The organism is Cryobacterium cryoconiti, from assembly GCF_004403065.1.
GTDB classification, from domain to species: Bacteria; Actinomycetota; Actinomycetes; order Actinomycetales; family Microbacteriaceae; genus Cryobacterium; species Cryobacterium cryoconiti.
This window is the reverse complement of sequence record NZ_SOHA01000017.1, coordinates 108826-135226: the sequence shown is the minus strand read 5'-3', so window position 1 is coordinate 135226 and position 26401 is coordinate 108826. Positions and strand designations below refer to the sequence as shown.

The following is a 26401-nucleotide window of genomic DNA, read 5'->3' as shown; positions in this document are numbered from 1 at the left end:
GGCTGCCGGCGTGGCCGCGGCCCTCGCCGGGCTCGGCGCGGCCGAGCTGGTCGCCGCTCTGGTGGCCCCGGCCGGCAGCCCGGTCCTCACCGTCGGCGCGCTGGTCGTCGACCTGGCCCCGGCGTGGTTGAAGGAGCTGGTCATCGACCTGTTCGGCACAGCCGACAAGGTCGTGCTGGTGATCTGCGTCGCGCTCGGCGCCGTCGTGCTGGCCGCAGCGGCCGGGGTGCTGGAGTACCGTCGCCCGCCGATCGGGCGGGTGGTCGTGGTCGCCGCCGGCGCCCTCGCCATCGTCGCGGTGCTGTCGCGGCAGAACACGTCCACCGTCGACGCGGTTCCCGCGGTGCTGGCGATGGTCGTCTCCGCCGTGTTGCTCACTGTCCTGGTCACCCGCTTGCGTCGCATGCCCGCTGGCGCGGCGGCCTCCGCTCCGGACCGTCGGCGCTTCCTGGCCTGGGCAGGGGCGAGCGCCGGCCTGGGTCTGCTCGCCGCGGCCGGCGGGCAGCTGATCTCCGCCGGCAACCGGGCCACGGATGCCGCACGCGCCCGCTTCATGCTGCCGGCCGCGGCCGTTCCCGCCGCCCCGATCCCGGCCGGAGCCGCCCTCAACGTGCCGGGCCTCGCCCCGCTGATCACCCCGAACGCTGATTTCTACCGCATCGACACGGCCCTGCGGGTGCCCCGGATCGACCCGGGCACCTGGACTCTGAAGATCACCGGCATGGTCGAGCAGGAGGTCGAAATCGATTTCGCCGACCTGCTCGCCCTGCCCCTCGAGGAGAGCACGACAACCCTCACCTGCGTGTCGAACGCGGTCGGCGGCGACCTGATCGGGAATGCGACCTGGCTGGGCTACCCGATCCGGCAACTGCTGGCGAAGGCCCGCCCTCGCGCCGGGGCGGACATGGTGCTCTCTCGCAGCGAGGACGGTTGGACGGCGAGCACCCCGCTGGAGGTGCTCACCGACGACCGCAACGCAATTCTCGCGGTGGGAATGAACGGGGAGCCGCTCCCGCTCGAGCACGGCTATCCGGTGCGCATGGTCGTGCCCGGGCTCTACGGCTACGTCTCGGCCACGAAATGGGTGGTCGAGCTCACCGTCACCCGTTTCGACCGGGAGACCGCGTACTGGACCAACCGCGGCTGGACCGAGCGCGGACCGGTCAAGCTCTCCTCTCGCATCGACGTGCCCCGGCGCGGCACCGAGGTGCCCGCCGGGCCAGTCACCGTGGCGGGCGTCGCCTGGTCGCAACACGTGGGCATCCGTGCCGTGCAGGTTCAGGTCGACGACGGCGACTGGAACGAGGCCTCCCTCGCCGAAGCGATCTCGGCCGACACCTGGCGGCAGTGGAGCTGGGTCTGGTCGGCCCCGGCCGGGCAACACACCCTGCGGGTGCGGGCGACGGACGCTGCGGGTCAGGTGCAGACCTCGGTGCGTCGGGACGTGATCCCCGACGGCGCCACAGGGCTGCACGACGTGGCGATCACGGTCACATAAGCGGCGGCTCCCGCCCCGCGACAGCAGACCGGCACGGGCGTATCCTCAACAGCGAAAACCAGGTAGCGTGCCGCCGCATCGCCAGCCCAGCTTGAGAGGACGGGAATCATGCACCGGAATTCCGTATCGACCTGCCGCCCCAGCGGCTCGCGTCGCACCGAGGCAGCGGAGTAGACGCTCATGCCCACCCAGACGAAACTGACCGCCGCCGACCTCCGGCACTTCGAGAAGCTTCTGCGCAGCCAGCGGCACGAGCTCGACGTGGCCCTCGGCCGCATCGGCACCACCCTCGACGACGTGATCGAGGCCCGCAACAGTGGCACGGCCGACGACGAACACGACCCCGAGGGTCCCACCCTGACGATGGAATGGTCGCGCATCTCCGGGGTGCACAGTGATCTGGCAGCCAAATCCGTGGCCATCGACCAGGCACTCGCGCGCATCACGGACGGCAGCTTCGGACTATGCACCCGCCGCGGAGAACCGATCGGGCGGGAACGGCTGGAGGCGCGCCCGGCCGCCGAGTTGTGCATCGACTGCGCCCGCGATCTGGAAGCGCAGCGCCGCGGCTGACCGGCGTGGCTACGCCGCCGCTCACTGCGTGAGCCGGATGCCCCCGCCGAGGTAGAACAGTGCCAGCACGCCCAGGGACACAGCCCCGGCAGCCAGTGCGGCCAGCGGCCACGCACTCGACGCCGGAAGAGCCGCCCGCGCCTGGAGGGCGGCCTGCGCCCGACGGTAGCGGAACCGCACGCCGACATACGCGGCCAGGGACAGTGCCAGGCCGATCAACCCGGCCACGAGGGCGGCGCCGCCGAACGCGGGTGCCGTCAGGCGCATCCCCACGACGGCGCCGACGGCCAGGGCGAGCACCGTGCGCTGCCAGGCCAGGAGGGTCCGTTCGGGCTGCAGTCCCGGGTCGAACGGATGCTGCACGGTCACCAGAGCATCCCGGCGGCAACCAGGAGCCCCGCGACGAGGAGGCCGACCGCGAGCACCCCGGTGAGGGCCGGAGCCGGCAGCGGACGATTCTCCCGCATGGCCCGTTCGGTGCGCATCCAGCTGATCCAGGCGTGCAGCGGAGCGATCAGGCCGAGGACGACGAACAGCCCGGCCGCGGAGAGGCGCAGGCCGGCCTGCGCCGGGAACTGCAGCGCCTGGAGCGCGACGCCCGCGGCGATGAGCGCGAGCGAGGTGCGGATCCAGGCCAGGAAGGTGCGCTCATTGGCGAGGCTGAACCGGGCATCCGGTTCCTCGCCCCGCCGATAGACCGAGTGGGGAAAACGCTCAGCTGCCACGGAAATGTCCTCTCCCTGCCGGTTCCCGGCGCCTCACCACAGTATGCCGCGGGGCTCCGCTAGACCTCGTCAGTGACGGCCGCCGCGAACTGGGCGTTGTAGAGGGCGTGGTACGCGCCATCCGCAGCCAGAAGCTGCTCGTGCGTGCCCAGCTCGACAATCCGGCCGGCCTCCATGACCAGGATCAGGTCGGCATCGCGGATCGTGGAGAGCCGGTGCGCGATCACGAAGCTGGTGCGGTCGGCGCGGAGGGCGCTCATGGCCTTCTGCACGAGAACCTCGGTGCGTGTGTCGACGGAACTGGTCGCCTCGTCCAGGATGAGTACGCTGGGCTTCGCGAGGAACGCGCGCGCGATCGTGAGCAGCTGCTTCTCGCCGGCGCTGACGTTGCCGCCCTCGTCGTCGAGCACGGTGTCGTAGCCGTCCGGCAGGGTGTGCACGAACCGGTCCACGTAGGTCGCGCGCGCCGCCTCCTGGATCTCCTCCTCGGTGGCATCCGGTCGCCCGTAGGCGATGTTGTCACGGATCGTACCGCCGAAGAGCCAGGTGTCCTGCAGCACCATGCCCATGCGCCCGCGCAGGTCGTCACGGGTCATCCTGCTGGCGTCCACGCCGTCGAGCGTGATCCGGCCGGAGTCGAGCTCATAGAATCGCATCATCAGGTTGACCAGGGTGGTCTTGCCGGCCCCGGTCGGGCCCACGATGGCCACGGTCTGCCCGGGCTCGGCCACCAGGTTGAGATTCTCGATCAGGGGCTTGTCCGGGCTGTACCGGAACGAGGCGTCCTCGAAGACCAGGCGTCCGCGGGTGGCGCCGGGAGTTTCGGCGGGCTCCGGGTCGGGGCTCTGCTCCTCGGCGTCGAGCAGGGCGAACACCCTTTCGGCGGAGGCGACACCGGACTGCAGCAGGTTCGCCATCGACCCGAGTTGAGCGAGCGGCTGGGTGAACTGCCGGGAGTATTGGATGAACGCCTGAACGTCGCCGAGTTGCATGGCACCGGATGCCACCTGGAGGCCGCCGACGACGGCGATCCCCACGTAGACGAGGTTGCCGATGAAGGTCATGGCGGGCATGATCAGGCCGCTGACGAACTGGGCGCCGAAGCTGGCCTCGTAGAGCTCGTCGTTCTTGGCCCGGAAACGCTGTTCGACCTCTTTCTGGCGACCGAACACCTTGACCAGGGCATGGCCGGTGAACGTCTCCTCGATCTGGCCGTTCAGTTCGCCGGTGTGGGTCCACTGCGCGACGAACATCTTCTGGGAGCGCTTCGCGATCAGCACGGTGGTGACCAGGGTCAGGGGAACCGTGACGAGGGCGATCAGGGCCAGCAGCGGGGAGAGCAGGAACATCATCACGATGACGCCCACGACGGTCAGCAGCGAGGTGACGGCCTGGCTCAGCGACTGCTGCAGGCTCTGCGACACGTTGTCCACGTCGTTGGTGACCCGGCTGAGCAGCTCGCCGCGCTGCACCTTGTCGAAGTAGCGCAGCGGCAGGCGGTTGATCTTGGCCTCGATCTCGCTGGGGAGGCGGAAGACGGTGCGCTGCACCACGCCGTTGAGCACGTAGGCCTGCACCCAGGCGAACGCCGAGGAGAGCACGTAGAGCACCATCGCCCAGAGCAGCACGGTGCTGAGCATGCCGAAGTCGATGCCGAGGCCCGGGGTCAGCGTCATCCCGCTGAGCAGGTCGGCCTTGCCCGTGTCGCCGGAGGCGCGCAGCTGGGCGATCAGTTCGGCCTGGCTCACCCCGGAGGGCAGGTCCTGGGAGATGACGCCGGCGAAGATGAGGTTGGTGCCCTCGCCGAGCAGGCGCGGACCGAGTACGGAGAAGGTGACGCTCGTCACGGCGAGGAACAGCACCAGCCCGAGCCACAGCCGCTCCGGGCGCAGCTTGCCGAGCAGCCGCTTGGCCGACGGACCGAAGTTCATCGCCTTCTCGGCGGGAGCGCTCATTCCGCCGAACGGGCCGTGGCCCGGGCCGCGGGCGGGAGGACGGTTCGAGGCTGAGCTCGTTTCAGTCTGACTCATGCTGCTTCCTCCGCCGCGAGCTGGGATGACACGATTTCCTGGTACGTCTTGTTCGATTCGAGGAGTTCGTCGTGGGTGCCGCGGCCGACGATGCGGCCGCCCTCGAGAACGAGGATCTGGTCGGCGCCGACGATGGTCGACACCCGTTGGGCCACGATCACCATGGTGGCGCCGCCCGTGCCGAGGGCCAGGGCCTGGCGAAGCCGGGCATCCGTCGCCAGGTCAAGCGAGGAGAACGAGTCGTCGAAGATGTAGAGCTCGGGGCGTTTGACCAGCGCCCGGGCAATGGCCAGGCGCTGCCGCTGACCGCCGGAGACGTTCGTGCCGCCCTGCGATATCGGGGCGTCGAGGCCCTCCGGCATCTCCTGCACGAAGTCACGGGCCTGGGCGATGGTCAGCGCCTCCCAGAGTTCCTCCTCCGTGGCGTCCGGCTTGCCGTAGAGCAGGTTGCTGCGCACGGTTCCGGAGAACAGGTAGGGCTTTTGCGGCACCAGCCCGATGTTTCCCCAGAGCAGGTCCGGGTGCAGCTCGCGCACGTCGACCCCGTCGACCCGCACACTGCCGCTGGTGGCGTCGAACAGGCGCGGCAGCAGGTTGACGAGGGTGGTCTTGCCGGAGCCGGTGCTGCCGATGATCGCGGTGGTCTGGCCCTGGTGAACGGTGAAGCTCACGTCGGAGAGCACGGGCTGCTCGGCGCCGGGGTAGGCGAAACCCACCCCCACGAGCTCGAGCTCGCCGCGTCCGATCGTGTCGACGACGGGGTGCCCGGGCGGGCGCACACTGGACTCGGTGCCCAGCACCTCGCCGATCCGGTCGGCGGACACGGTGGCCCGCGGGATCATCACGGCCATGAAGGTGGCCATCATCACGGCCATCAGGATCTGCATCAGATAGCTGAGGAATGCGATCAGGGTGCCGACCTGCATGGAGCCGTCCTGAATCCGGAACGCCCCGAACCAGATCACGGCGACGCTCGACACGTTGAGCACCAGCATGACGACCGGGAACATCAGGGCCATCAGGCGCCCGGCCCGCAGGGCGGTCTCCGTGACATCCGTGTTCGCCTGGCCGAAGCGCACCGTCTCGACGTCTTCCCGCACGAACGCGCGAATCACACGGATGCCCGTGAGCTGCTCCCGCAGCACGCGGTTGACGGTGTCGATGCGGGTCTGCATCAGGCGGAACAACGGCACCATTCGCACGATGATCAGGCCGACGGCGATGAGCAGCACGGGCACGCTGACGGCGATCAGCCAGGACAGTTGCACGTCCTGCCGGATGGCCATGATGACGCCGCCGATGGAGAGGATCGGCGCGGTCACCATCAGGGTCGAGGTCATCAGCACGAGCATCTGCACCTGCTGCACGTCGTTGGTGGACCGGGTGATCAGTGACGGGGCGCCGAACCGGGTGACCTCCTGCTCGGAGAACTCGCCGACCCGGGTGAACACCGCGCCGCGCAGGTCGCGACCGAGCGCCATGGCCGCCTTCGCCCCGAAATAGACGGCGACGATGGCGCACACGATCTGGAACAGCGTGATCAGCAGCATCAGGCCGCCGGTGCGCAGGATGTAGCCCGTGTCGCCCGTGGCGACACCCTCATCGATGATGTCGGCGTTGAGGGTGGGCAGGTAGAGCGAGGCGATCGACTGCGCGAGCTGGAAGACCACCACGGCCGTCAGCAGCCGCCAGTACGGCCGCAGGTATGTCACGAGCAGTTTCCACAGCATCGGGTTCTCCTAGAGGGTGGCGTTCGGCTGCGCCTGGGCGCCGATGAGGCCGTAGAGGATGAGGGCGGTCAACTCGTCGTCGTCGAAGGCGGCGCCGGCCGTGATGTGGGGAACGGATGCCGCGAGCGCGATCATGCGGATGACCTGCGCCGCCCGCGCAGGGGGTACCGCGAGCCGGGCGAGGTCGGGCGCCAGCACCTGGGCCAGCAGCCCGGTGAACTCATGCGCCACGTCGTGGCTGGGCGGCCTGCCCATCGCTCCCACCGAAGACATCAACGCGAAGATCTTCGCGAAGCGCCGTCGTAGCAGCGTGACCATGGCGCGGACCCGCTGCTCGAGCGGAGCGGACAGGTCGAGGGCGGCCAGATCGCGGCGGAACGGCTCCGGGTCGAGCTGTCGGTCCATGGCGGCCCGGATCAGCTCGTCCTTGCTGTCGAAGGCACGGAAGATGGTGCCCTCGGCGATGCCGGCGCACTCGGCGATCTGCCGGGTGGTGACGCCCTGGCCGTGCTCGATCAGGAGCGGCGTCACGGCATCGAGGATCATCGACTGCCGGTCCTCGACGGACAACGAGCGTGCGCGTGCTGGTTTGACCGTCATCCGTTCAGCTTAACTGAGTGAGGACTCACTCACAAGCCGCGAGAACGCGCCGATCCCGCCGCCGGTCACGGGTTCACGGAGTTCCGGGCTGCGCTGGTGCGTGCGCGGTTCAGGCGAAGAGGTCGGAGATCCAGGCCACGTCGCCGGGCGACGGGCGCCACGCGTTGCCCTCGGTGGCGTTCTGAAGGATCTGCTCCGGCCGGGTGGCACCCGCGATCACGCTGGTGACCCCGGGCTGCGCCAGTAGCCAGGCGAACGTGGCGGCGAGCATGGTCACCCCGCGTTCGTCGCAGAACGCCTCGTATTTCTCGATCACGTCCCAGGGTGCGGTCTCGACGAGGTGCGGGCGGATCATCATGATCCGACTGTCGGCCGGGCCGCCGGCCCGGGAGAATTTGCCCGTGAACAATCCGTTGTAGAGCGGGAAGAACGGCAGGAATCCGAGTCCGTAGGCGTTGACGGCCGGCAGCACCTCGTCTTCGACGTCGCGCACCAGCAGGCTGTACTCATTCTGGGCTGAGACGAACCGCGGATGCCCGCCGAGCCGGGCGGTGAACTCCGCCTCGGCGATCTGCCAGCCGGCGAGGTTGGAATGGCCGATGTAGCGCACCTTGCCCTCGCTGATCAGGTCGTCCAGCGTCTGCAGCGTCTCCTCGATCGGCGTGTTCGGGTCCGGCTGGTGCAGCTGGTACAGGTCGATCCAGTCCGTTTGCAGCCGCCGGAGGGAAGCCTCGACGGCGAGACGGATGTACCGGCGGGAGCCGCGTGCTCCCCAATCGGGGCCGTTCCGGCCGTCCATGTCCAGGCCGAACTTGGATGCGAGCACGACCTGGTCCCGCTTGCCCCGCAGCGCATGGCCCATCAGCGTCTCGCTGAGGCCGCGTTCGGCGCCGTAGATGTCGGCCGTGTCGAACAGGGTGATCCCGGCGTCGACGGCCGCGTTGATGACCGCCGTGGTTCCGGTCTGGCTCTGTGTCGCCGTGCCGGCCCGGCCGAAGTTGTTGCACCCGAGTCCGATCGTGGAGACCATGAGCCCCGAGTCGCCCAGTCTGCGGTAGTCGATCTGCTCCATCCCCTCACACTAGGCGCGTGGGCCTGTGCTAGACAGGTGATGACCGAAGGAGACCCCATGGCCGGACTCACGATTGGCGTCATGTCACGCTCGGGGAAGGCCGATGAACGTCGTCTCCCGCTGCATCCGTCGCACCTGGACCGGATCGACGCAGAGGTCCGTTCCCGGATCTTCCTGGAGCAGGGTTACGGCGAACAGTTCGGCATCCCGGATGAGGCCCTGGCACCTTTGGTCGGCGGGTTGCTTCCCCGGGCAGGCCTGGTGCAGGAGTGCGACGTCATCCTGCTGGCCAAGCCGCTCCTGGCGGATGTCGCCGCCCTGCGCGACGGCCAAATCCTGTGGGGCTGGCCGCACTGTGTGCAGGACGCCGCGCTGACCCAGCTCGCCATCGACAAGAAGCTCACCCTGATCGCCTTCGAAGCAATGAACGAGTGGACGCCGGACGGCGAATTCAGCCGTCACATCCTGGCGAAGAACAACGAGCTCGCCGGCTTCGCCTCGGTCGTGCATTCCCTGGCGCTGATCGGGTTGACCGGCGTCTACGGACGCCCGCTGCGTGCGGCCGTGATCGGCTCCGGTTCGACGGCCCGGGGTGCGGTCACGGGCCTGCAGGCTAACGGCGTGACCGACGTGACCCTCATGACGGTCCGGGATGTGCCGGCCGGCTCCGTACTCGACTCCGCCCGGATCGTCCCGATCCTGCACGACCCGGCCGAGCCGGCCGAGCACTACGTGCTCTCCGATGGGCGGCGCACTCTGCTGCCCGCACTGCTCGCGAAGCATGACGTGATCGTCAACTGCATACTGCAGGACCCGAACGCGCCCCTCACGTTCCTGCGCGCAGAGGACCTGCCGCTCGTCAGTTCGGGGTCGCTCATCGTCGATGTGTCCTGCGATGCGGGCATGGGGTTCGGCTGGGCACGCCCGACCTCATTCGCGGATCCCACCTTCATGGTCGGCGACAACGTCACGTACTACGCCGTCGACCACAGCCCGTCGTACCTCTGGAATTCGGCGACCTGGGAAATCAGCGCCGCCCTCGTCCCCTTCCTGGCGGACGTGCTGACGGGCGAGGCCGCCTGGGAATCGAACGAGACGCTCCGGCGCGCGATCGAGATCCGGAGCGGGGTCATCCGGAATCCCAGCATCCTCGCGTTCCAGAAACGGTCGGCCGACTACCCGCACGCTCGCACCGACTGAGCGGGCACGGTTCCTCCCCAACGAGCCCGGTGGCGGTTCTCCCCCAGGTCCGAAACCCGCGAGAGCCGCGCCGGACCGCGGACTACAGTCGAGGAATGACCAGCATCGGACCCTCACTGCTACGGATGCCCAGCCCCATCGGCCGGTTGGAACTCACCGGTGACGGTGACAACATCCTGACTCTCTCGATTGAAGCGGGCGGGCGCCTGCCCCTCGAGGACCAGCCTGAATCACCCTCGCCGCTGCTCGCCCGCGCCGCCCGGCAACTCACGGAATACTTCGCCGGCACCCGCACCTCCTTCGACCTGCCGGTACGACCGCAGGGCGGGACTGCGTTCCAGAACGGGGTGTGGCAGCGGCTGTCCGAGCTCGGTTTCGGGGAGGTCACGTCCTACGGCGAGTTGGGGCTGTCCCTGGGCAAGCCGGGGGCCGGGCGGGCCGTCGGCGGCGCCGTCGGAGCGAACCCCGTGCCCATCCTGATCGGGTGCCACCGGGTGCTGGCCGCCAACGGCCGCATCACCGGCTACAGCGGCGGCAGCGGCGTGCCCACCAAGGTCTGGCTGCTCCACCACGAGGGCATCGAGTACCGGGAATGAGCGCGGAACCGACCGGCACCGTGCCGGCCGCACCGGCGGCATCCGCTTCACTCAGTCTCGGAGAGGACGGCCTGGCCCGCTGCGGCTGGGCCGGGACAGACCCCGAGTACCGCCGGTACCACGACGAGGAGTGGGGTCGTGCGCTCCGGGACGACCGGCTCCTGTTCGAGAAGCTGTGCCTCGAGGGCTTCCAGGCCGGCCTGTCCTGGATCACCATCCTGCGGCGTCGCCCGGCCTTCCGCGCCGCCTTCCACGATTTCGACGTCGACCAGGTGGCGGCCATGGGCGAGCGCGACGTGGCCCGTCTCCTCACCGACGCGGGCATCATCCGGCACCGTGGCAAGATCGAAGCCACCATCTCGAACGCCCGGGTCACCCGCGACCTCGACACGAGCCTGACCGAGGTGATCTGGAGCTTCGCTCCGGCACCGCGCGCTTCGAGGCTGCGGCACCTGGGCGAGGTGCCGGCCATCACGCCCGAGTCGACGGCGCTGAGCCGCGAACTCCGCGCCCGCGGCTACACGTTCGTCGGCCCCACGACGATGTACGCCCTGATGCAGTCCGCCGGCCTCGTCGATGACCATGTGAGCGGATGCCACCGGGCCGCCGGCAGCCCCACCGGGTACTGCTAACGGCCGGCGAGGTTATCGGCCGGCAGGGAGGAGCCCCAGGGCCCGAATCGCGTCCCGTTCGTCGAGGAGCTCGGCGACGGAAGCGTCGATCCTGGCCCGGGAGAACGCATTGATCGCCAGGTCCGGAACGATCTGCCACCGGCCGTCGACGGAACGAACGGGGAACGAACTCACGATTCCTGCGGGCACTCCGTAGGAGCCGTCGGACATGATCCCCGCCGAGGTCCACCGGTCGCCCGTGCCGTTGACCCAATCGTGCACGTGGTCGATCACCGCGTTGGCCGCAGAGGCCACCGATGAGGCGCCTCGGGCCTGAATGATCTCGTAGCCCCGGTTCGCAACCCGGGGAATGAACTCCCCGGCCAGCCAGTCCTCCCCCACCAACTCGGAGACGGGCCTCCCACCGGCAGTGGCATGGAAGACATCCGGGTACTGGCTCGCCGAGTGGTTTCCCCAGATGGTGAGCCCGTCGATCTCGGCGACGGGGATCTGCAGCCGGACAGCGAGCTGGGCCACTCCACGATTGTGGTCCAGTCGAGTCATTGCCGTGAAGCGGTCCACCGGGATGTCCGGGGCGAACGCGCTGGCCACCAGGGCGTTGGTGTTGACAGGGTTGCCCACCACCAGCACGCGCACGTCGGAGGCCGCGCCCGCGTTCAGCGCGGCGCCGGCCGGGCCGAAAATGCGCCCATTGCTCTCGAGCAGGGCCACGCGCTCCATTCCCACGGCACGCGGCTTGGAGCCAACCAGGAGGGCGATGTTGGCACCGTCGAAGGCGCGCACGGGATCTTCGGTGACCGTCACGCTGCGCAGCAACGGGAACGCGCAGTCCTGGAGTTCCAGGACCGTGCCCTCGGCCGCCTTGCGACCCGATGGAATCTCCAGCAGGGTCAGATTGACCGGGGTGGTGGGGCCGAGGAGGTCTCCCGAAGCGATCCGAAAGAGCAGCGCATAGCCGATCTGACCGCCGGCGCCGGTGACGGTGACATTCATAGTGGATGTGGACACGAGAGCCAGCCTAGGGCCGGAAGGCACCGGTGTCAGACCCGGTTTGCCGCGACCTCGGCGGAGACGACCAGATCCAGTTCCCCGGCCGCCCCCGGGCGCACCTCGAAGCCGGCACCGGGCGCCCAGTCGAGCAGGTCGCGGGCGGTGTCGAAGGACTGCCCGTGCCGGATCAGGGCGCGGGTGAAGTGCCCCTTCGCCTTCTTGTTGAAGTGGTTCAGGGCCCGCGTGCGGCCGTCGATCGTCTCAGTGACGACGCGCAGGAATACCGCTTCGGGCCCTGCCGGCACGGGGCCGAGGGCGACATACCCGTTCGAGCGCAGGTCGAGGAGGAGCCCCCCTGTGCCGGCCAGCGCCCCGCTGACCGCCGCGGCCCAGTGCTTCTTGAGCGCCAGGTCCGGCAGCTTCGAGTCCGAGGAGAGCCGGTAGGCGGGAATGAGGTCGAGGGCACCGATCGGCCCGAAGAGCGCGGAGTGCACCGCGACGTTCCGGCCGGCCCAGTCCCGCTCGGCCGGAGTGAGGGTGCCGGAATCGAGAGCGTCGTACAGCACCCCGGTGTAACGGTCGATCGCCGGCATCGTGGCCGAGGAGTCCAGCATCCGGTTGCGTTCCACCTCGCCGGACTGCGTGCGGCCCAGTTTGAGAGCGGCCATCATCGCATCCGGATGCTTCGCGAGCGATTGCAGGGAACGCACAAGTACCCGCCGCTGGGCAACAAGCGACGGGTACTGGAGGTGCTGCAGGTCAAGCGGTAATTCGATGCCGCCAAGACGTTTCGTCTCGGACGGCGGCAGAAGGATCAGCACACTGGCTAGACGAGTTCTGCCTTGCGGGCCACGATCGTGACCACGTCGTTGGCGACCGACAGGAAGCCGTCTGCCGCTTCGGCGACGATCTTCTCGCCGTTGCTCAGGGTCACGCGCACCTCGCCGCTGGCCAGGATGGCCAGCAGGGGCTCGTGCCCGGGCAGGATCCCGATCTCGCCTTCGACGGTGCGAGCGACAATCATGCTCGCCTCGCCGGACCACACTTCGTGGTCCGCCCCGACGACACTGACCTTGAGCGAAGATTCGGCCATGACTAGTCGTTCTCCTTCTGAATTTTCGCCCACTTCTCCTCCACGTCGGCGATGCCGCCGACGTTGAAGAAGGCCTGCTCGGCCACGTGGTCGAAGTCGCCGTTGGAGATCGCCGTGAAGGATTCGATGGTGTCCTTGAGCGATACCGTGGAACCCTCGACGCCCGTGAACTTCTTGGCCATGTAGGTGTTCTGCGACAGGAACTGCTGGATACGGCGCGCACGGGAGACGGTGACCTTGTCTTCCTCGGACAGCTCGTCAACACCGAGGATCGCGATGATCTCCTGCAGTTCCTTGTTCTTCTGCAGAATCGCCTTGACGCGCACGGCCGTGTTGTAGTGATCGGCACCCAGGTAGCGGGGGTCGAGGATACGGCTGCTCGAGGTGAGCGGGTCGACGGCCGGGTAGAGGCCCTTCGACGCGATCTCACGGGAAAGCTCGGTGGTGGCATCCAGGTGGGCGAACGTGGTCGCCGGGGCCGGGTCGGTGTAGTCGTCAGCAGGCACGTAGATGGCCTGGAGCGACGTGATCGAGTGACCACGGGTGGACGTGATGCGCTCCTGAAGGATGCCCATCTCGTCGGCCAGGGTCGGCTGGTAGCCCACGGCACTCGGCATGCGACCCAGAAGGGTCGACACCTCGGAGCCGGCCTGCGTGAAGCGGAAGATGTTGTCGATGAACAGCAACACGTCCTGCTTGGCAACGTCGCGGAAGTACTCGGCCATGGTCAAGGCGGAGAGGGCGACGCGAAGACGCGTTCCCGGCGGCTCGTCCATCTGGCCGAACACGAGCGCGGTCTTGTCGAAGACGCCGGCTTCTTCCATCTCGTGGATGAGGTCGTTGCCCTCACGGGTGCGCTCACCGACACCGGCGAACACGGACACTCCACCGTGGTCCTGCGCTACGCGCTGGATCATTTCCTGGATCAGAACGGTCTTGCCGACACCGGCTCCACCGAACAGGCCGATCTTTCCACCCAGGACGTACGGGGTGAGAAGGTCGATGACCTTGATGCCGGTCTCGAACAGCTGAGTCTTGGACTCCAGCTGATCGAAGGGCGGCGGCTTGCGGTGGATGGGCCAGCGCTCCGTGATCTCGATCTTCTCGCCGGGCTCCGCGTTGAGCACCTCGCCAATGGCGTTGAACACGCGCCCCTTGGTGACGTCCCCGACGGGAACCGTGATGGGGGAACCGGTGTCCCGGACTTCCTGGCCACGAACCAGCCCGTCGGTCGGGTTCAGGGCGATGGCGCGGATGAGGTCGTCGCCCAGGTGCTGGGCGACCTCGAGCGTGATCACGGTCGACACATCACCGATGACGATGGTGGTCTTCAATGCGTTGTACATGCCCGGAATCGAGTCGTGCGGGAACTCGATGTCGACGACCGGGCCCGTGACCCGGGCGATTCGGCCCACGGCGACGGTCTCGACCGGTGCATGGACTGGCGCGGATATGGTGTCAGTCATAGCTCTCTCTTCTCTGGATTAGTGCTTGGCGGATGAGAGCGCGTCGGCCCCACCCACGATCTCGGAAATCTGTGACGTGATCTCGGTCTGCCGGGCGTTGTTGGACAGCCGGGTGTAGTCCTTGATCAGCTTGTCCGCGTTGTCGGAGGCCGAGGACATGGCCTTCTGACGTGCGGCGTGCTCGGCTGCGGCGGATTGCAGCATGGAGTTGAAGATGCGGCTCTCGATGTAGACGGGCAGGAGTGAGTCCAGCACCGTTTCGACGTCCGGTTCGAACTCGTAGAGCGGCAGGACCTGGGTGTCACCGGGTTCTTCGACGCCTTCGACGACCTCCAGGGGAAGCAGCCGGACAACCTGGGGCACCTGGGTGACCATGCTGACGAACCGGTTGTAGACGACGTGGATCTCGTCGACTCCACCGTCTTCCGCCTCGCGGAGGAAGGCTTCCAGCAGCGCGTCGCTGATATCGCGTGCGGTCTCATACTGCGGCTGGTCGGTGGAACCGGTCCAGACGCGCTCGGACACGCGGCGGCGGAAACTGAAGTACGCGGCGGCCTTGCGACCCACCAGGAAGTAGACGATGTCCTTACCCTGGCTGCGCAGCAGCTCGCTGAGCGATTCTGCCTCCCGCAGCACCTGTGAGCTGAACGCCCCGGCGAGACCACGGTCGGAAGCGAAGATGACGACCGCAGCGCGCTCGATCGTCTCCGGTTCGGTCGTGAGGACGTGCGCGACGTTCGAGTAGGTCGCTACCGCAGACACCGCCTGCGTGACGGCACGGGCGAACGGGGTTGAGGCGGCGACGCGGGCCTTGGCCTTTTGAATGCGCGAGGCAGAGATCAGCTCCATGGCCCGAGTGATCTTCTTAGTCGTCTGGGCAGACTTGATCTTCTGCCGGTAGACCCGAAGTTGCGCTCCCATGTGTCTCCTGTGCTTCCTTGTCAGTGCTGAATTGGTGCGGGTGATCGAGTGACACTGGCCGCGCCCCGCGGCTCGAGAGAGTCGGGAGCGCGGCCGATGGCGCTTAGCGGCGGTGCTTGACGATCTTTTCCTGGTTGACCTCGTTGGCGGGAATCGCCTCGAAGACTTCCTTGCCCACCGAGGCGAGCGGCTTGCCCTCGCCCGTCTGGAATCCCTGCTTGAAGTTGTCGACCTCGATCTCGAGCGTCGCGATGGTCGCGTCGTCGAGAACGTTGGTGTCGCGCAGCGTCGTGAGGACGCTCGTGGTGCGAGCGAGGTGGTCGAGCAGGCCACGCTCGAAGCGCAGCACGTCGGCGACGGGAACCTCGTCGAACTTGCCGTTGGTGCCGGCCCAGATCGAGACGACCTGGTCTTCGACCGGGTACGGCGAGTACTGGGGCTGCTTCAGGAGTTCGGTCAGGCGAGCGCCACGGCCGAGCTGACGACGGCTCGTCGCATCCAGGTCGGAGGCGAACATCGCGAAGGCCTCGAGCGACCGGTACTGCGCCAACTCGAGCTTCAGGGTGCCGGACACCTTCTTGATCGACTTGACCTGAGCGTCACCGCCGACTCGCGACACCGAGATGCCGACGTCGACCGCGGGACGCTGGTTGGCGTTGAACAGGTCGGACTGCAGGAAGATCTGGCCGTCGGTGATCGAGATCACGTTGGTCGGGATGTAGGCGGACACGTCGTTCGCCTTGGTCTCGATGATCGGCAGACCGGTCATCGATCCGGAGCCGAGGGCGTCCGACAGCTTGGCGCAACGCTCGAGCAGACGGGAGTGCAGGTAGAACACGTCTCCGGGGTACGCCTCACGTCCCGGCGGGCGGCGCAGAAGCAGCGACACGGCACGGTAGGCCTCAGCCTGCTTGGACAGGTCGTCGAAGATGATGAGAACATGCTTGCCGGCATACATCCAGTGCTGGCCGATGGCCGAGCCGGTGTACGGGGCGAGGTACTTGAAGCCGGCCGGGTCAGAGGCCGGGGACGCCACGATGGTCGTGAACTCCATGACTCCGGCATCCTCGAGCGCGCCCTTGACGGCGGCGATCGTGGAGCCCTTCTGACCGATGGCGACGTAGATGCAGCGAACCTGCTTGTTGACGTCGCCGGAGGCCCAGTTGGCCTTCTGGTTGATGATGGTGTCGATCGCGATCGCGGTCTTGCCGGTCTGTCGGTCACCGATGATCAGCTGACGCTGGCCGCGGCCGATCGGGATCATGGCGTCGATGGCCTTGATTCCGGTCTGCATGGGTTCGTGCACCGACTTGCGGTCCATCACGCCGGGAGCCTGAAGCTCCAGGGCGCGGCGGCCTTCGCTCTTGATCTCGCCGAGACCGTCGATGGGTGCACCGAGCGGGTCGACAACGCGACCGAGGTAGCCGTCGCCGACGGGTACGGAGAGGACCTCGCCAGTGCGGTGCACCTCCATGCCCTCGACTATTCCGGCGAATTCGCCGAGAACGACGACGCCGATCTCGTCTTCGTCCAGGTTCTGGGCGAGGCCGAGGGTGCCGTCCGCGAACTTGATGAGCTCATTCGCCATCACGCTGGGAAGGCCCTCGACGTGCGCGATGCCGTCGCCGGCCGTGGTGACGTAGCCAACCTCGGTCGTCGCCGTCTTGTTCGGCTCGTAGGACTTCACGAAGTCCTGGAGAGCGTCACGGATCTCATCGGGGCTGATCGTTAGTTCTGCCATCATCTTCCCTTTTCTGTACTGGGTGTACAGGTTCTGTCTTGCACGAGACGTTGCCGCCTCGAGGTGTGTGGTACTGGCTGAAGCGGTCAGCCAGCGAGCTGGATTCTCAGATCTTTAAGGCGGGTGGCAATGCTGCCATCGATGATGTCGTCACCGATTTGAACGCGGACGCCCCCGACGATTGCGGGGTCGACAACCTCGTTGATCGTGAGTTGACGCCCGTAGCGCGCCGTGAGGCTGGCCCGAAGTCGCTCAACCTGCTCCGGCGCCAGCGCGGAGGCCGACGTGATCGTGGCGATCGAGGTATTCGACTGGTCCGCGACGACGGATGCGGCGTAGCGCAGCAATTCCCCGATGCGGCGGCCGCGGGGCTGCTGCACCAGGTGCCGGACGATCGCGAGCGTCTGCTCGGAGACCTTGCCGACGAGGAGGGAGTCGACAACGTTGACCTTCGCCGCCGTGGAGCCGAGCTTGGAGGCGAGGGCGAGTTCGAGCTCACCGTTGGACGACACGGTCTTGCCGAACGCGAACAGTTCCTCTGCGACCTGGCCGGGAACAGTGGCCGAAGCCGCGATCACCCGAAGCCCGAGGTCTTCGATTCCGGCCAGCAGATCGGTGTGGTTCGACCAGCGTGCGGCAGCGGCTGCTTGAAGAAGCTCCAGCGCGGTCGGAGTCATTGCACCCGAGAAGATTGCGCTCACGAGGGTGGACTTCGCCGCCGCATCCGCTGACGGGTCGACCAAAGCCGACCGAAGCTGTGACGTGTGGCCGATCACCCGGCCGGAGTTCAACAAATTCACCCCGGTCGCGAGGTCATTCGTGCCCTCGGGACGGGACAGAACGGCCCGGGTCGAGACTAAGGCTTCCCTGGTGGCGCTACCCATTACCGGACCACTTTCTCCGAGGCCTCGAGGTCAGCCAGGAACCGGTCGACGATGCCACTGGCCTTTTCGTCGTCCGTCAGGCTCTCGCCGATGACGCCGGAAGCCAGATCGATGGCCAGTGTGCCGACTTCGCTGCGCAGGGAGATCACTGCGGCTTGACGTTCAGCCTCGATCTGAGCCTTCGCCGTCGCGGTGACCCGAGCGGCTGCGATGACGGCCTGCTCCTTGAGCTCGTTCACGATCGCCTGTCCGTCGACGCGGGCGGCGTCGCGGATCCTGCCGGCCTCTGCCCTCGCCTCGGCCAGCTGGGTCGTGTACTGCTCCAGAGCAGCTTCCGCCTTGCGCTGGGCATCGTCTGCCTTGGCGATGTTTCCCTCAATGGCCTCCGCACGATCGTCGAGGATCTGGCGGAAGCGCGGGATCGCGAAGCGCACGAAGAAGACCATGACGACCAGGAAGACAACAGCCGACCAGGTGATGTCGTAGATGGCAGGAAGGAACGGATTCGTGTCCGCTTCTGCTGCCAGAACAAGCTCAGGCATGGTGGCGATCCCTAGACGAAGATGAAGAAGACGGCTACACCGATGAATGCAAGGAGCTCGGTGAACGCGATGCCGAGGAACATGGTGACCTGGAGACGGCCTGCGAGTTCGGGCTGGCGGGCCATGGCTTCAACGGTTTTTCCGGCGACGATACCGATGCCGATGCCCGGGCCGATCGCGGCAAGACCGTAGCCGACGGTGGCGATGTTGCCGGTGATCTCAGCAAGAATGGTGGATTCCACTATGTGTGTCCTTTCAATCGAAAACGGCGCCGGTCGACGCAGTCATATGTGTCAGTGCTCTTCAGCCACAGCCTGTTGGACGTACACCGCGGTCAAGAGGGTGAAAATGTACGCCTGGAGGATGAACACGGCGAACTCGACAAAGGTGAAGATGAACCCGAACGCCAGCGTCCCGATTCCGAAGAGCCCCAGCAAGCCGCCTGCAGTGAAGATGAAGAAGCTCGTCGCCCCGAAGCACAGCACGAGCAGGAGATGCCCGACCATCATGTTCAGCAGGAGTCGCAAAGCGAGCGAGATCGGCCGGACGATGAAGATGTTGATGAACTCGATCGGGGCGAGCAGGATATAGATCGGCCACGGCACACCGGCCGGGAAGAGCGAGTTCTTGAAGAACTTGGCTGTGCCGAATTGCTTGATGCCCGCGTAGATAAACACGACGTAGGCGACGAGACCGAGCAGCAGGGGCATGCCGATGAGTGCCGTACCCGAGATGTTCAGGGCCGGGATGACGCCCGTGACGTTCATCGCCAGGATGCCGAAGAACATGCCGGCCAGCAGGGGCAGGTAGCGGCGACCCATCTCCTTGCCGAGGATCTGATCGGCGATCTGCACCTGGACAAAACCCAGGGCGAGTTCGGCGATGCTCTGACCGCGGCCAGGGACCCGGGACGGTTTGCGAAGGGCAAGCCAGAAGAGAAAGAGCATCACTGCTACGGCGAGGAGGCGGACCAGGATGATCCGGTTGATTTCGAAGGGCGTGCCTTCGAAGAACAACGCGGGGAGTCCAAGGAACTCACTGATGCCCGGAGCCTGAAACTCATCGCCGGTAGCCATGGGAACCAGTAAGTTCGCAGCGTTATACAACAGCGCTATCTCCTGTTTCTGTGCGGGTGCACAACGGCGACAATGGGCAGATATGGTCTCTGGCACAGTGGAACGCACTGTGACCCGTGACGGTTTTTGACTCTATCAACATTCGCTCACGGGGACTAATCGAATGCCCTGTTCCGGTCAGGAGTGGGAGTGGTCGGTGTTGTTCGGGAGCACGGCGTCATTCACGTAGCCCAGACGTGAGCGGAAGACCACGAGGACGTCGACGAGCATGGTGCCGACGGCTCCGGCAATGACGGTGATGAACAGAACTGTCGTCTGCACGAAGGAAGCATCACGAAGCAGAGCGAGGATCACGATGAAGACGACGATTTTCAGCAACCAGGCGCCCATCACGATGCCGAAGAAGGCGGCGATGTCGAACCGCATGGCCCCGATGATGCTGACCGCGGTGATCGACGCGAACAGGACGGCAAGCGCGGTGCCGATGAGGGCGCTGATGAGGCCTTCGGTTGATGCGAAAAGGTAGCCGAGTCCACCGCCGACGATCGCGATGGCAATCGCGAGGAAGCCTGTGTATCGAAGGACTGCGGTCAGGACGCCCCTGGCGTCCGAGGGCACACGTCCGAGCGTGGTGGACGGGCCGGTGGGATCGGGTGCATTCATACGTTCTCCTCAGCCGTCGTCGACGCCTCGTCGAGGCGATCGAGTTTGGCGATTTGTTCTTGGTGGTCGGTGGGGCGGGCGAGCTGACTGGCGGTTTCGACGGCCTTGCGCCGGCTCAACGGAGCGAGTGTGACGAGTGTGCAGACCACCAGTGCCACGATCAGGAAGATGGTGGCGTACCAGGTGGGAAGTCCGTAGTACACCGGCAGCAGGAAGTACAGCAGGCATCCGACGGAGGCGGCCGTGGTCCACCCGTAGAAGATCAGCACGGCGTGCAGGTGCGAGTGTCCCATGTCCAGCAGCCGATGGTGCAGGTGCTTCCGGTCGGCGCTGAAGGGCGATTTTCCGGCGCGGACCCGCCGGAACACCGCGAGGCCGAAGTCGAGCAGCGGGATGATCAGGATGGCCACCGGCAGGATGATCGGGATGAACGCCGGGAACAGCTGCGACCGGTTGACGGACGTCGGGTCGACTTGGCCCGTGATCGCGATCGCGGACGTGGCCATCAGCAGACCGACCAGGAGAGCGCCGGCATCCCCCATGAAGAGTTTCGCCGGCCGCCAGTTGAGCGGCAGGAAACCGATGCACGCACCCACCAGGATGGCTGCGATCAGGGAGGCGAGGTTGAAGTAGTTGCTCGGGGACGTGTCCCGTGCCAGCAGGTAGCTATAAAGGAAGAACACGCCGTTCGCGATGAGGGCGACGCCCGCCACCAGGCCGTCGAGCCCGTCGATGAAATTGATCATGTTCATCACGATCACGATCACGATCACCGTGATCAGGATGGACATCCAGGAGGACCCGACGGTCAGCCCACCGATCGGGAGCGACAGGACCTGCACGCCCTGCCAGGCGATGAGGCCGGCCGCGATGAACTGCCCGGCCAGTTTCGTCATCCAGTCGAGGTCCCAGAGGTCGTCGGCCACACCCAGCAGCACGATCAGCAGCGCCGCGCCGAGGATGGCGAGGATCTGCTGCGGATCGCTGAAGATGAGTCGCAGCGGCGCGAACCCGGCGGCGATCAGCCAGGACACCCCGAACGCGACGACGATCCCGAGAAAGATCGCGATCCCGCCCAGGCGGGGCGTGGGCCGGGTGTGCACGTCGCGCTCGCGGATCTTCGGGTAGAGCTGGTACCGATGGCTGAGCTTCAGCACCAGAAAGGAGAACCCGAAGGTCACAATGGCCGAGACGAAGCTCAGCAGGATGAAGATGGTCATGCGGGGTCGAGGCCTGCGGCAGGGTCGCCCATCTCGGGCGCCGCGCCGGCGGCGGGCTCCGCGTCGGGGGCAGGCGCGGCCTCGGCCACGGGTTCGGGTGCACCGAACCCGATCGGAGCGAGAGCGTCGCCGATCACGGCTTCGATGTCCGCGCGGGAGATCACGCCGTTGCGTACGATGACCACTTTTCCGCCGTTTGAATCGAAACCGGTCGCATCCACGATCGTCGACGAGGTGTCGCCCGGCCGGTCGCCGATCGGTTCGTAGCCGAGGCCGGCCGTGCCTCCGTCGAGGTACACGGCCACGCTGGTGCCGAGCATCTCTTCCGCGCCGAGCGCGTCGATCGCGGAGGGAAGTCCGGTGGTGTTGGCGGATGACACAGCGAGCGGGCCCGTCTCCGACAGAAGGTCGAGGGCGACGGGATTGCTCGGCATCCGCAGTGCAACGGTGCCGCGGGTGTCCCCCAGGTCCCAGGCCAGTGACGGCTGGGCGTTCAGCACCACCGTGAGACCACCGGGCCAGAACGCGGCGACGAGCTCGCGCACGGGCTGCGGAATGCCCTGGGCGAGGGCGTCGAGGGTGGGGATTCCGGGGATCAGCACGGGCGGCGGCGACGAACGGTCGCGGCCCTTCGCGTCGAGGAGCCGTTGCACCGCTTCCGGGTCGAACGCATTCGCGGCGATGCCGTAGACCGTGTCGGTGGGGATGACAACAAGCGCGCCGCGGCCGATGGCCGAGCGCGCTAGCCTCATGCCGGCCGCGTATTGAGTGTCAACTGAACAGTCATAGATGCGTGTCATTGTCCCTGATTCTAATGCAGCGACCCTGAGCGAGCCGTTCTCACCGATCGGCGGGTGGCGGAGCGAGGGCTGTGGTGGCGCGGTCGCGCGTTGTGTAGTCGCGGTGGGTGGCGGGCGCACGCCAGCCGTCGGCGGCAAGGAGCGCGCGGATCTCGGCCCCCTGGAGCTCACCGTGCTCGATCACGATCTGTCCGCCGGGGCGGAGCAGCCGGAGGGCCGTGCGGGACACGTGGCGCACGACGTCGAGGCCGTCCGGGCCGCCGAACAGGGCCCGGGCGGGGTCGAAGAGGCGCACCTCCGGGTCGCGCGGGATCGCATCCACCGGGATGTAGGGCGGGTTGGAGATGACGACGGCCACCGTGCCGTCGAGTTCGGTGAGAGCCTCGGCGAGGTCGCCGAACACCAGCGTGGCGTTCGACGCGGCGACCGCCCCGAAGTTGCGGCTGGTCCAGGGGAAGGCCTCCGGTGAATTCTCAACGGCGAAGACGCGCGCATTCGGCACCTCGACGGCTATGGCCAGTGCGATCGCCCCGCTGCCGGTACCGAGGTCCACCGCGATCGGCTCGGCGTCGGGCAGCGCCCGGAGCGCGTCGATCGCGAACTGCACCACTTGCTCCGTCTCGGGGCGGGGAACGAAGACGCCCGGCCCGACGAAGAGTTCGAGGGAACGGAACGGAGCCCGCCCGGTGATGTGCTGCAGGGGTTCGCGCAGGGAGCGGCGACGAACGAGTTCGAGGATGGCCGCGGCATCCGTCTCCCCCAGTGCCGTGCGCAGGATGCCCGCGGCCTGCACCTGCCCCCGGCTCTGGGAGAGCACGTGCCCGATCAGCAGGTCGGCGTCGACCTCGGGGTCGGTTATTCCGGCCTGGGTGAGCGTCTCGATCGCCACGTTCCGGATTGTGTCGACGCTGGCGGGAATGGAATGGTTGCTCGGCGGAGTTGTCACGTATTGAAATGTAATGCACGCGCACGCCCGATCCCGTGGCCGTAGGCTGGGCGAGGTCCGTGACCCCGATCGAAAGGCGACCACCGATGCCCGCTCAGATTTACTCCGACATCACCGCAGCGGTCGGCAAGACCCCGCTGGTCAAGCTGAACCGGCTCACCGCAGGCCTCGACGCGACCGTGCTGGTGAAACTGGAGTTCTACAACCCCTCAGGCAGCGTGAAGGACCGGATCGGCATCGCGATCGTCGATGCGGCCGAGGCATCGGGCGAACTGGCTCCGGGCGGAACCATCGTCGAGGGCACCAGCGGCAACACCGGCATCGCGCTGGCCATGGTGGGTGCCGCCCGTGGCTATACGGTCATTCTCGCGATGCCCGAAACCATGAGCCGCGAACGCCGTCTGCTCCTGCGCGCCTACGGGGCCCAAATCGTTCTGACCCCGGGCTCCGAGGGTATGCGGGGCGCGGTCACGAAGGCCGAGGAGATCGCCGCCGCAACCCCCGGCGCCATTCTGGCCCGCCAGTTCGACAATCCGGCCAACCCGGCCATCCACTACGCGACCACGGGCGTCGAGATCTGGGACGACACCGACGGCGCCGTCGACATCCTTGTCGCCGGGATCGGCACCGGAGGCACCATCACCGGCACCGGCCAGCTGCTCAAGGAGCGCAAGCCGTCCCTTCGGGTCGTCGGCGTCGAGCCGATCGACTCCCCCATCCTCACCGGCGGCAAGCCCGGACCGCACAAGATCCAGGGCATCGGTGCCAACTTCGTCCCGAACGTTCTCGACACGAAGATCTACGACGAGGTCACCGACGTGACCCTGGCCGATTCCGTGGCCACGGCCCGCGCGCTGGCGACGGATGAGGGCATCCTGTCCGGAATTTCCGGCGGATCCGCCGTCTGGGCCGCCATCGAGCAGGCCAAACGCCCGGAGAACGCGGGCAAGACCATCGTGGCGATCATGCCGAGCTTCGGTGAGCGCTACCTCTCTACTGTTCTCTACGAGGACCTGCTGGACTAGGCGCCGGGGCCGGGGCAGCGTCGCCGCAGATGAGTATCGTGTCGCGCATCCGCGAAGACATTGCGATGGCGCGCGCCCACGACCCGGCCGCCCGCAGCAATCTCGAGGTGTTCCTGGCGTACAGCGGCCTGCACGCGGTGTGGTCGTACCGGGTGGCCCACCGATTGTGGGACGCCGGACTGCACCTGCCCGCCCGGCTCCTGTCGCAGTTCACCCGGTTCCTGACCGGGATCGAGATCCATCCGGGCGCCCGGATCGGACGGCGGTTGTTCATCGATCACGGCATGGGCGTGGTGATCGGCGAAACCTCGGATATCGGCGACGACGTGATGCTGTATCACGGGGTCACGCTCGGCGGGAAGACCCGGCACGGGGTGACCCGTGGTGAGAAACGGCACCCCACCCTGCACGACGGCGTCACGATCGGAGCCGGGGCCAAGGTTCTCGGGCCCATCGTGATCGGTGCGTGGAGCACCATCGGCGCCAACGCCGTGGTCACCCGCGACGCCCCGGCCAAGTCCCTGCTGCTGGGAATCCCGGCCACCATCCAACCGGCCAAGCCCGACACCATCGAATCCGCGCGCGGGTTGCACCCCGGCGACGACTAAGGAATCAGACGCATGACTGACGAGACCGCACCCCTCACCCTTCCCGTTCTCGACCTCTCCCGGCTCGACCGAGGCGACAGGGAGGCAGAGGCTTTCCGCACCGACCTGCGCGACGCCGCCCACACCTTCGGATTCTTCTATCTGACCGGGCATGGTGTGCCCGCTGAACTCATCGAGCGGGTGATGCGCACGTCCCGAGCCTTCTTCGCACTGCCCGACGACGACAAGATGGCGATCGAGAACCTGCGGAGCCCGCATTTTCGCGGGTACACCCGCGTCGGCGGCGAGCTCACGCAGGGCAAGGTCGACTGGCGCGAGCAGATCGACATCGGACCGGAGCGCCCGGCGCTGGCCCGGCCCACGGATGCCGACTACCTGCGTCTCGAGGGACCGAACCAGTGGCCGGCCGCACTGCCCGCCCTCGAGACCGTGATGACCGCCTGGCGCGAGGAACTCAACGCGGTTGCCCTGCGCCTGATGCAGGCCTGGGCGCTGTCGCTCGGCGCCGACGAGCATGTGTTCGACGCGGCGTTCGCCGAGAAGCCGTTCACGCTGATCAAGATCGTGCGTTACCCCGGCAAATCCGACCCCACGCCGCGTCAGGGCGTGGGCGCACACAAGGACTCGGGTGTACTGACCCTCCTGTTCGTCGAACCCGGCAAGGGTGGGCTGCAGGTGGAGAAGGACGGTGCCTGGATCGACGCTCCCCCGCTCGACGGCGCGTTCGTCGTGAACATCGGCGAGCTGCTCGAGGTTGCCACGAACGGCTACCTCAAGGCCACCGTGCACCGTGTGATCTCGCCCCTGATCGGCGACGACCGGGTCTCGATCCCGTTCTTCTTCGGCCCCGCCCTCGACGCGACCGTGCCGCTGCTCACTCTGCCGGACTCCCTCGAAGCCCCCGGAGTGACGGCCGACCCGGAGAACCCGATCTTCTCCACCTATGGCGAGAACGCGCTGAAGAGCCGCCTGCGCGCGCACCCGGACGTGGCCGCGATCCACTACTCCGACCTGGTCTGACAAGATCTGAAACGCGCCGGTGATGGGCGTTACGGCTGCAGTCGTTCCAGAGTCCAGCCGCCGCCCTCCGCCGCGGTGAAACGCAACCGGTCATGAAGCCGGGATGTACGGCCCTGCCAGAATTCGATCGCGTGCGGCAACACCCGGAACCCGCCCCAGTCGGCGGGCCGCGGCACGTCCGTGTCATCGGGGTACCGCCGCTCGACGGAGCGCACCGCCTCCTCGAGCAACTCGCGGCTGGCTATCGGCTCCGACTGCTCGCTGGCCACGGCGGCAATGCGCGCGGGGCGCGGTCGGCGCGTGAAGTAAGCATCGCTCGCCGCCGCATCCGTGGGCTGGGCAGTGCCGTAGACGATCACCTGACGCTGCATCGGGTACCAGGGGAAGAGCAGGGTGATACCCGGGTTCGCCCGCAGCGCCCGGCCCTTGCGGGAGTCGTAGTTGGTGACGAACTCGAACCCGCGCCCGTCGAGGCCCTTGAGCAGCACGGTGCGGCTGCTCGGCCGGCCGTCGGGATCGATGGTGCCGACAACCATGGCGTTGGGCTCGTAGAGCCCGGCACCTTCGGCCGCCGTCAGCCAGGCCGCGAACTCGAGCATGGGGTCGGGATTGACCATGGCCTCGCTCAGGCCCTCGGCGCCGTAGTCGGTGTGACTCGTCAGGGATTCCATCAGCATCCTCGCCTCGTTGCCCGGCGGACATACGAAAACCCAGCCGCCGCTCTCTCCAGACTACGAGAGAGCGGGGCTG

At 67.2% G+C, this 26401-nt stretch carries 29 protein-coding genes; 8 read left to right on the top strand and 21 right to left on the bottom strand.

Annotation, left to right across the window (positions count from 1 at the left end):
* Positions 1-1498, top strand: a 1498-nt coding sequence (locus E3T49_RS07010) for a molybdopterin-dependent oxidoreductase (RefSeq protein WP_241972693.1), incomplete at its 5' end; no start/stop codon positions are given.
* Positions 1499-1678: 180 nt separating this feature from the next.
* Complete coding sequence (locus tag E3T49_RS07005; RefSeq protein WP_134424238.1) at positions 1679-2071, top strand: TraR/DksA family transcriptional regulator; 393 nt, start codon at positions 1679-1681, stop codon at positions 2069-2071.
* A 21-nt stretch (positions 2072-2092) separates the two neighbouring features.
* Here E3T49_RS07005 and E3T49_RS07000 read toward each other — a convergent pair whose 3' ends face one another.
* From E3T49_RS07000 to E3T49_RS06975, 6 genes are all read right to left on the bottom strand, one after another.
* Positions 2093-2440 carry a DUF202 domain-containing protein gene (locus E3T49_RS07000; protein WP_166785491.1) on the bottom strand — a complete coding sequence of 116 codons (348 nt, stop codon included), beginning with the start codon at positions 2438-2440 and terminating at the stop codon, positions 2093-2095.
* Positions 2437-2796 (bottom strand): YidH family protein, encoded by a 360-nt coding sequence (locus E3T49_RS06995; RefSeq protein ID WP_134424236.1) that lies wholly within the window; start codon positions 2794-2796, stop codon positions 2437-2439. The genes E3T49_RS07000 and E3T49_RS06995 overlap by 4 nt, the downstream gene beginning before the upstream one ends.
* A gap of 59 nt (positions 2797-2855) precedes the next feature.
* Positions 2856-4826 carry an ABC transporter ATP-binding protein gene (locus tag E3T49_RS06990; protein ID WP_134424235.1) on the bottom strand — a complete coding sequence of 657 codons (1971 nt, stop codon included), beginning with the start codon at positions 4824-4826 and terminating at the stop codon, positions 2856-2858.
* Positions 4823-6556: an ABC transporter ATP-binding protein gene (locus E3T49_RS06985; protein ID WP_134424234.1), complete on the bottom strand. Its 1734-nt coding sequence runs from the start codon at positions 6554-6556 to the stop codon at positions 4823-4825. The genes E3T49_RS06990 and E3T49_RS06985 overlap by 4 nt, the downstream gene beginning before the upstream one ends.
* Positions 6557-6565: 9 nt before the next feature.
* The gene (locus E3T49_RS06980; RefSeq protein WP_134424233.1) at positions 6566-7156 is read right to left on the bottom strand and encodes a TetR/AcrR family transcriptional regulator; all 591 of its coding nucleotides are present in this window, start codon (positions 7154-7156) and stop codon (positions 6566-6568) included.
* 109 nt (positions 7157-7265) lie between these two features.
* Positions 7266-8228, bottom strand: coding sequence for an aldo/keto reductase (locus E3T49_RS06975; protein WP_134424232.1), 963 nt, complete (start codon positions 8226-8228; stop codon positions 7266-7268).
* A gap of 57 nt (positions 8229-8285) precedes the next feature.
* Between E3T49_RS06975 and E3T49_RS06970 the strand changes: the two genes are divergently transcribed.
* The 3 genes from E3T49_RS06970 to E3T49_RS06960 all read left to right on the top strand — a co-directional run bounded on the left by E3T49_RS06970 (position 8286) and on the right by E3T49_RS06960 (position 10656).
* Positions 8286-9428: a N(5)-(carboxyethyl)ornithine synthase gene (locus E3T49_RS06970; protein WP_134424231.1), complete on the top strand. Its 1143-nt coding sequence runs from the start codon at positions 8286-8288 to the stop codon at positions 9426-9428.
* 95 nt (positions 9429-9523) lie between these two features.
* Positions 9524-10024, top strand: coding sequence for a methylated-DNA--[protein]-cysteine S-methyltransferase (locus tag E3T49_RS06965; protein WP_134424230.1), 501 nt, complete (start codon positions 9524-9526; stop codon positions 10022-10024).
* Positions 10021-10656, top strand: a complete 636-nt coding sequence (locus E3T49_RS06960; protein WP_134424229.1) for a DNA-3-methyladenine glycosylase I — start codon at positions 10021-10023, stop codon at positions 10654-10656. The genes E3T49_RS06965 and E3T49_RS06960 overlap by 4 nt, the downstream gene beginning before the upstream one ends.
* Positions 10657-10668: 12 nt before the next feature.
* On the opposite strand, the gene E3T49_RS06955 is transcribed toward E3T49_RS06960, so the two are convergent.
* The 14 genes from E3T49_RS06955 to prmC form a co-directional block, all read right to left on the bottom strand.
* Complete coding sequence (locus E3T49_RS06955; protein WP_241972698.1) at positions 10669-11649, bottom strand: malate dehydrogenase; 981 nt, start codon at positions 11647-11649, stop codon at positions 10669-10671.
* A 47-nt stretch (positions 11650-11696) separates the two neighbouring features.
* A complete protein-coding gene (locus E3T49_RS06950) occupies positions 11697-12467 on the bottom strand; it encodes a YaaA family protein (protein ID WP_134424227.1) in 771 nt (256 codons plus the stop codon).
* Between the two features lie 5 nt (positions 12468-12472).
* The gene (locus E3T49_RS06945; RefSeq protein ID WP_134424226.1) at positions 12473-12739 is read right to left on the bottom strand and encodes a F0F1 ATP synthase subunit epsilon; all 267 of its coding nucleotides are present in this window, start codon (positions 12737-12739) and stop codon (positions 12473-12475) included.
* Between the two features lie 2 nt (positions 12740-12741).
* Positions 12742-14205, bottom strand: a complete 1464-nt coding sequence (gene atpD / locus E3T49_RS06940; RefSeq protein ID WP_134424225.1) for a F0F1 ATP synthase subunit beta — start codon at positions 14203-14205, stop codon at positions 12742-12744.
* Positions 14206-14223: 18 nt separating this feature from the next.
* The gene (locus tag E3T49_RS06935; protein ID WP_134424224.1) at positions 14224-15126 is read right to left on the bottom strand and encodes a F0F1 ATP synthase subunit gamma; all 903 of its coding nucleotides are present in this window, start codon (positions 15124-15126) and stop codon (positions 14224-14226) included.
* 103 nt (positions 15127-15229) lie between these two features.
* The gene (atpA, locus tag E3T49_RS06930) at positions 15230-16867 is read right to left on the bottom strand and encodes a F0F1 ATP synthase subunit alpha (protein ID WP_134424253.1); all 1638 of its coding nucleotides are present in this window, start codon (positions 16865-16867) and stop codon (positions 15230-15232) included.
* 86 nt (positions 16868-16953) lie between these two features.
* A complete protein-coding gene (locus E3T49_RS06925; RefSeq protein WP_134424223.1) occupies positions 16954-17751 on the bottom strand; it encodes a F0F1 ATP synthase subunit delta in 798 nt (265 codons plus the stop codon).
* Complete coding sequence (locus tag E3T49_RS06920) at positions 17751-18293, bottom strand: F0F1 ATP synthase subunit B (protein WP_134424222.1); 543 nt, start codon at positions 18291-18293, stop codon at positions 17751-17753. The genes E3T49_RS06925 and E3T49_RS06920 overlap by 1 nt, the downstream gene beginning before the upstream one ends.
* Positions 18294-18304: 11 nt before the next feature.
* Positions 18305-18535 (bottom strand): ATP synthase F0 subunit C, encoded by a 231-nt coding sequence (gene atpE, locus E3T49_RS06915; RefSeq protein ID WP_174720104.1) that lies wholly within the window; start codon positions 18533-18535, stop codon positions 18305-18307.
* A gap of 51 nt (positions 18536-18586) precedes the next feature.
* Positions 18587-19369, bottom strand: coding sequence for a F0F1 ATP synthase subunit A (atpB, locus tag E3T49_RS06910; protein ID WP_134424221.1), 783 nt, complete (start codon positions 19367-19369; stop codon positions 18587-18589).
* Between the two features lie 177 nt (positions 19370-19546).
* Entirely contained in the window at positions 19547-20032 is a 486-nt protein-coding gene (locus E3T49_RS06905) for a Cg1360 family ATP-synthase-associated protein (protein ID WP_241972692.1), read from the bottom strand.
* Positions 20029-21252, bottom strand: coding sequence for an MraY family glycosyltransferase (locus tag E3T49_RS06900; RefSeq protein WP_134424220.1), 1224 nt, complete (start codon positions 21250-21252; stop codon positions 20029-20031). Before E3T49_RS06900 ends, E3T49_RS06905 begins: the two co-directional genes overlap by 4 nt.
* Positions 21249-22052 (bottom strand): L-threonylcarbamoyladenylate synthase, encoded by an 804-nt coding sequence (locus E3T49_RS06895; protein WP_134424219.1) that lies wholly within the window; start codon positions 22050-22052, stop codon positions 21249-21251. The genes E3T49_RS06900 and E3T49_RS06895 overlap by 4 nt, the downstream gene beginning before the upstream one ends.
* A 40-nt stretch (positions 22053-22092) precedes the next feature.
* Complete coding sequence (gene prmC, locus E3T49_RS06890) at positions 22093-22998, bottom strand: peptide chain release factor N(5)-glutamine methyltransferase (RefSeq protein ID WP_134424218.1); 906 nt, start codon at positions 22996-22998, stop codon at positions 22093-22095.
* Positions 22999-23084: 86 nt separating this feature from the next.
* On the opposite strand from prmC, the gene cysK reads away from it, so the two are divergent.
* The 3 genes from cysK to E3T49_RS06875 are packed head-to-tail and all read left to right on the top strand — an operon-like array spanning position 23085 to position 25651.
* Positions 23085-24023 (top strand): cysteine synthase A, encoded by a 939-nt coding sequence (gene cysK, locus E3T49_RS06885; protein WP_134424217.1) that lies wholly within the window; start codon positions 23085-23087, stop codon positions 24021-24023.
* 29 nt (positions 24024-24052) lie between these two features.
* On the top strand, positions 24053-24631 hold the full coding sequence (gene epsC, locus E3T49_RS06880; protein WP_134424216.1) for a serine O-acetyltransferase EpsC: 579 nt from the start codon (positions 24053-24055) through the stop codon (positions 24629-24631).
* Positions 24632-24643: 12 nt separating this feature from the next.
* Complete coding sequence (locus E3T49_RS06875; RefSeq protein ID WP_134424215.1) at positions 24644-25651, top strand: isopenicillin N synthase family dioxygenase; 1008 nt, start codon at positions 24644-24646, stop codon at positions 25649-25651.
* A gap of 29 nt (positions 25652-25680) precedes the next feature.
* Here E3T49_RS06875 and pdxH read toward each other — a convergent pair whose 3' ends face one another.
* Positions 25681-26322: a pyridoxamine 5'-phosphate oxidase gene (gene pdxH / locus E3T49_RS06870; protein WP_174722391.1), complete on the bottom strand. Its 642-nt coding sequence runs from the start codon at positions 26320-26322 to the stop codon at positions 25681-25683.
* Positions 26323-26401: the final 79 nt, after the last annotated feature.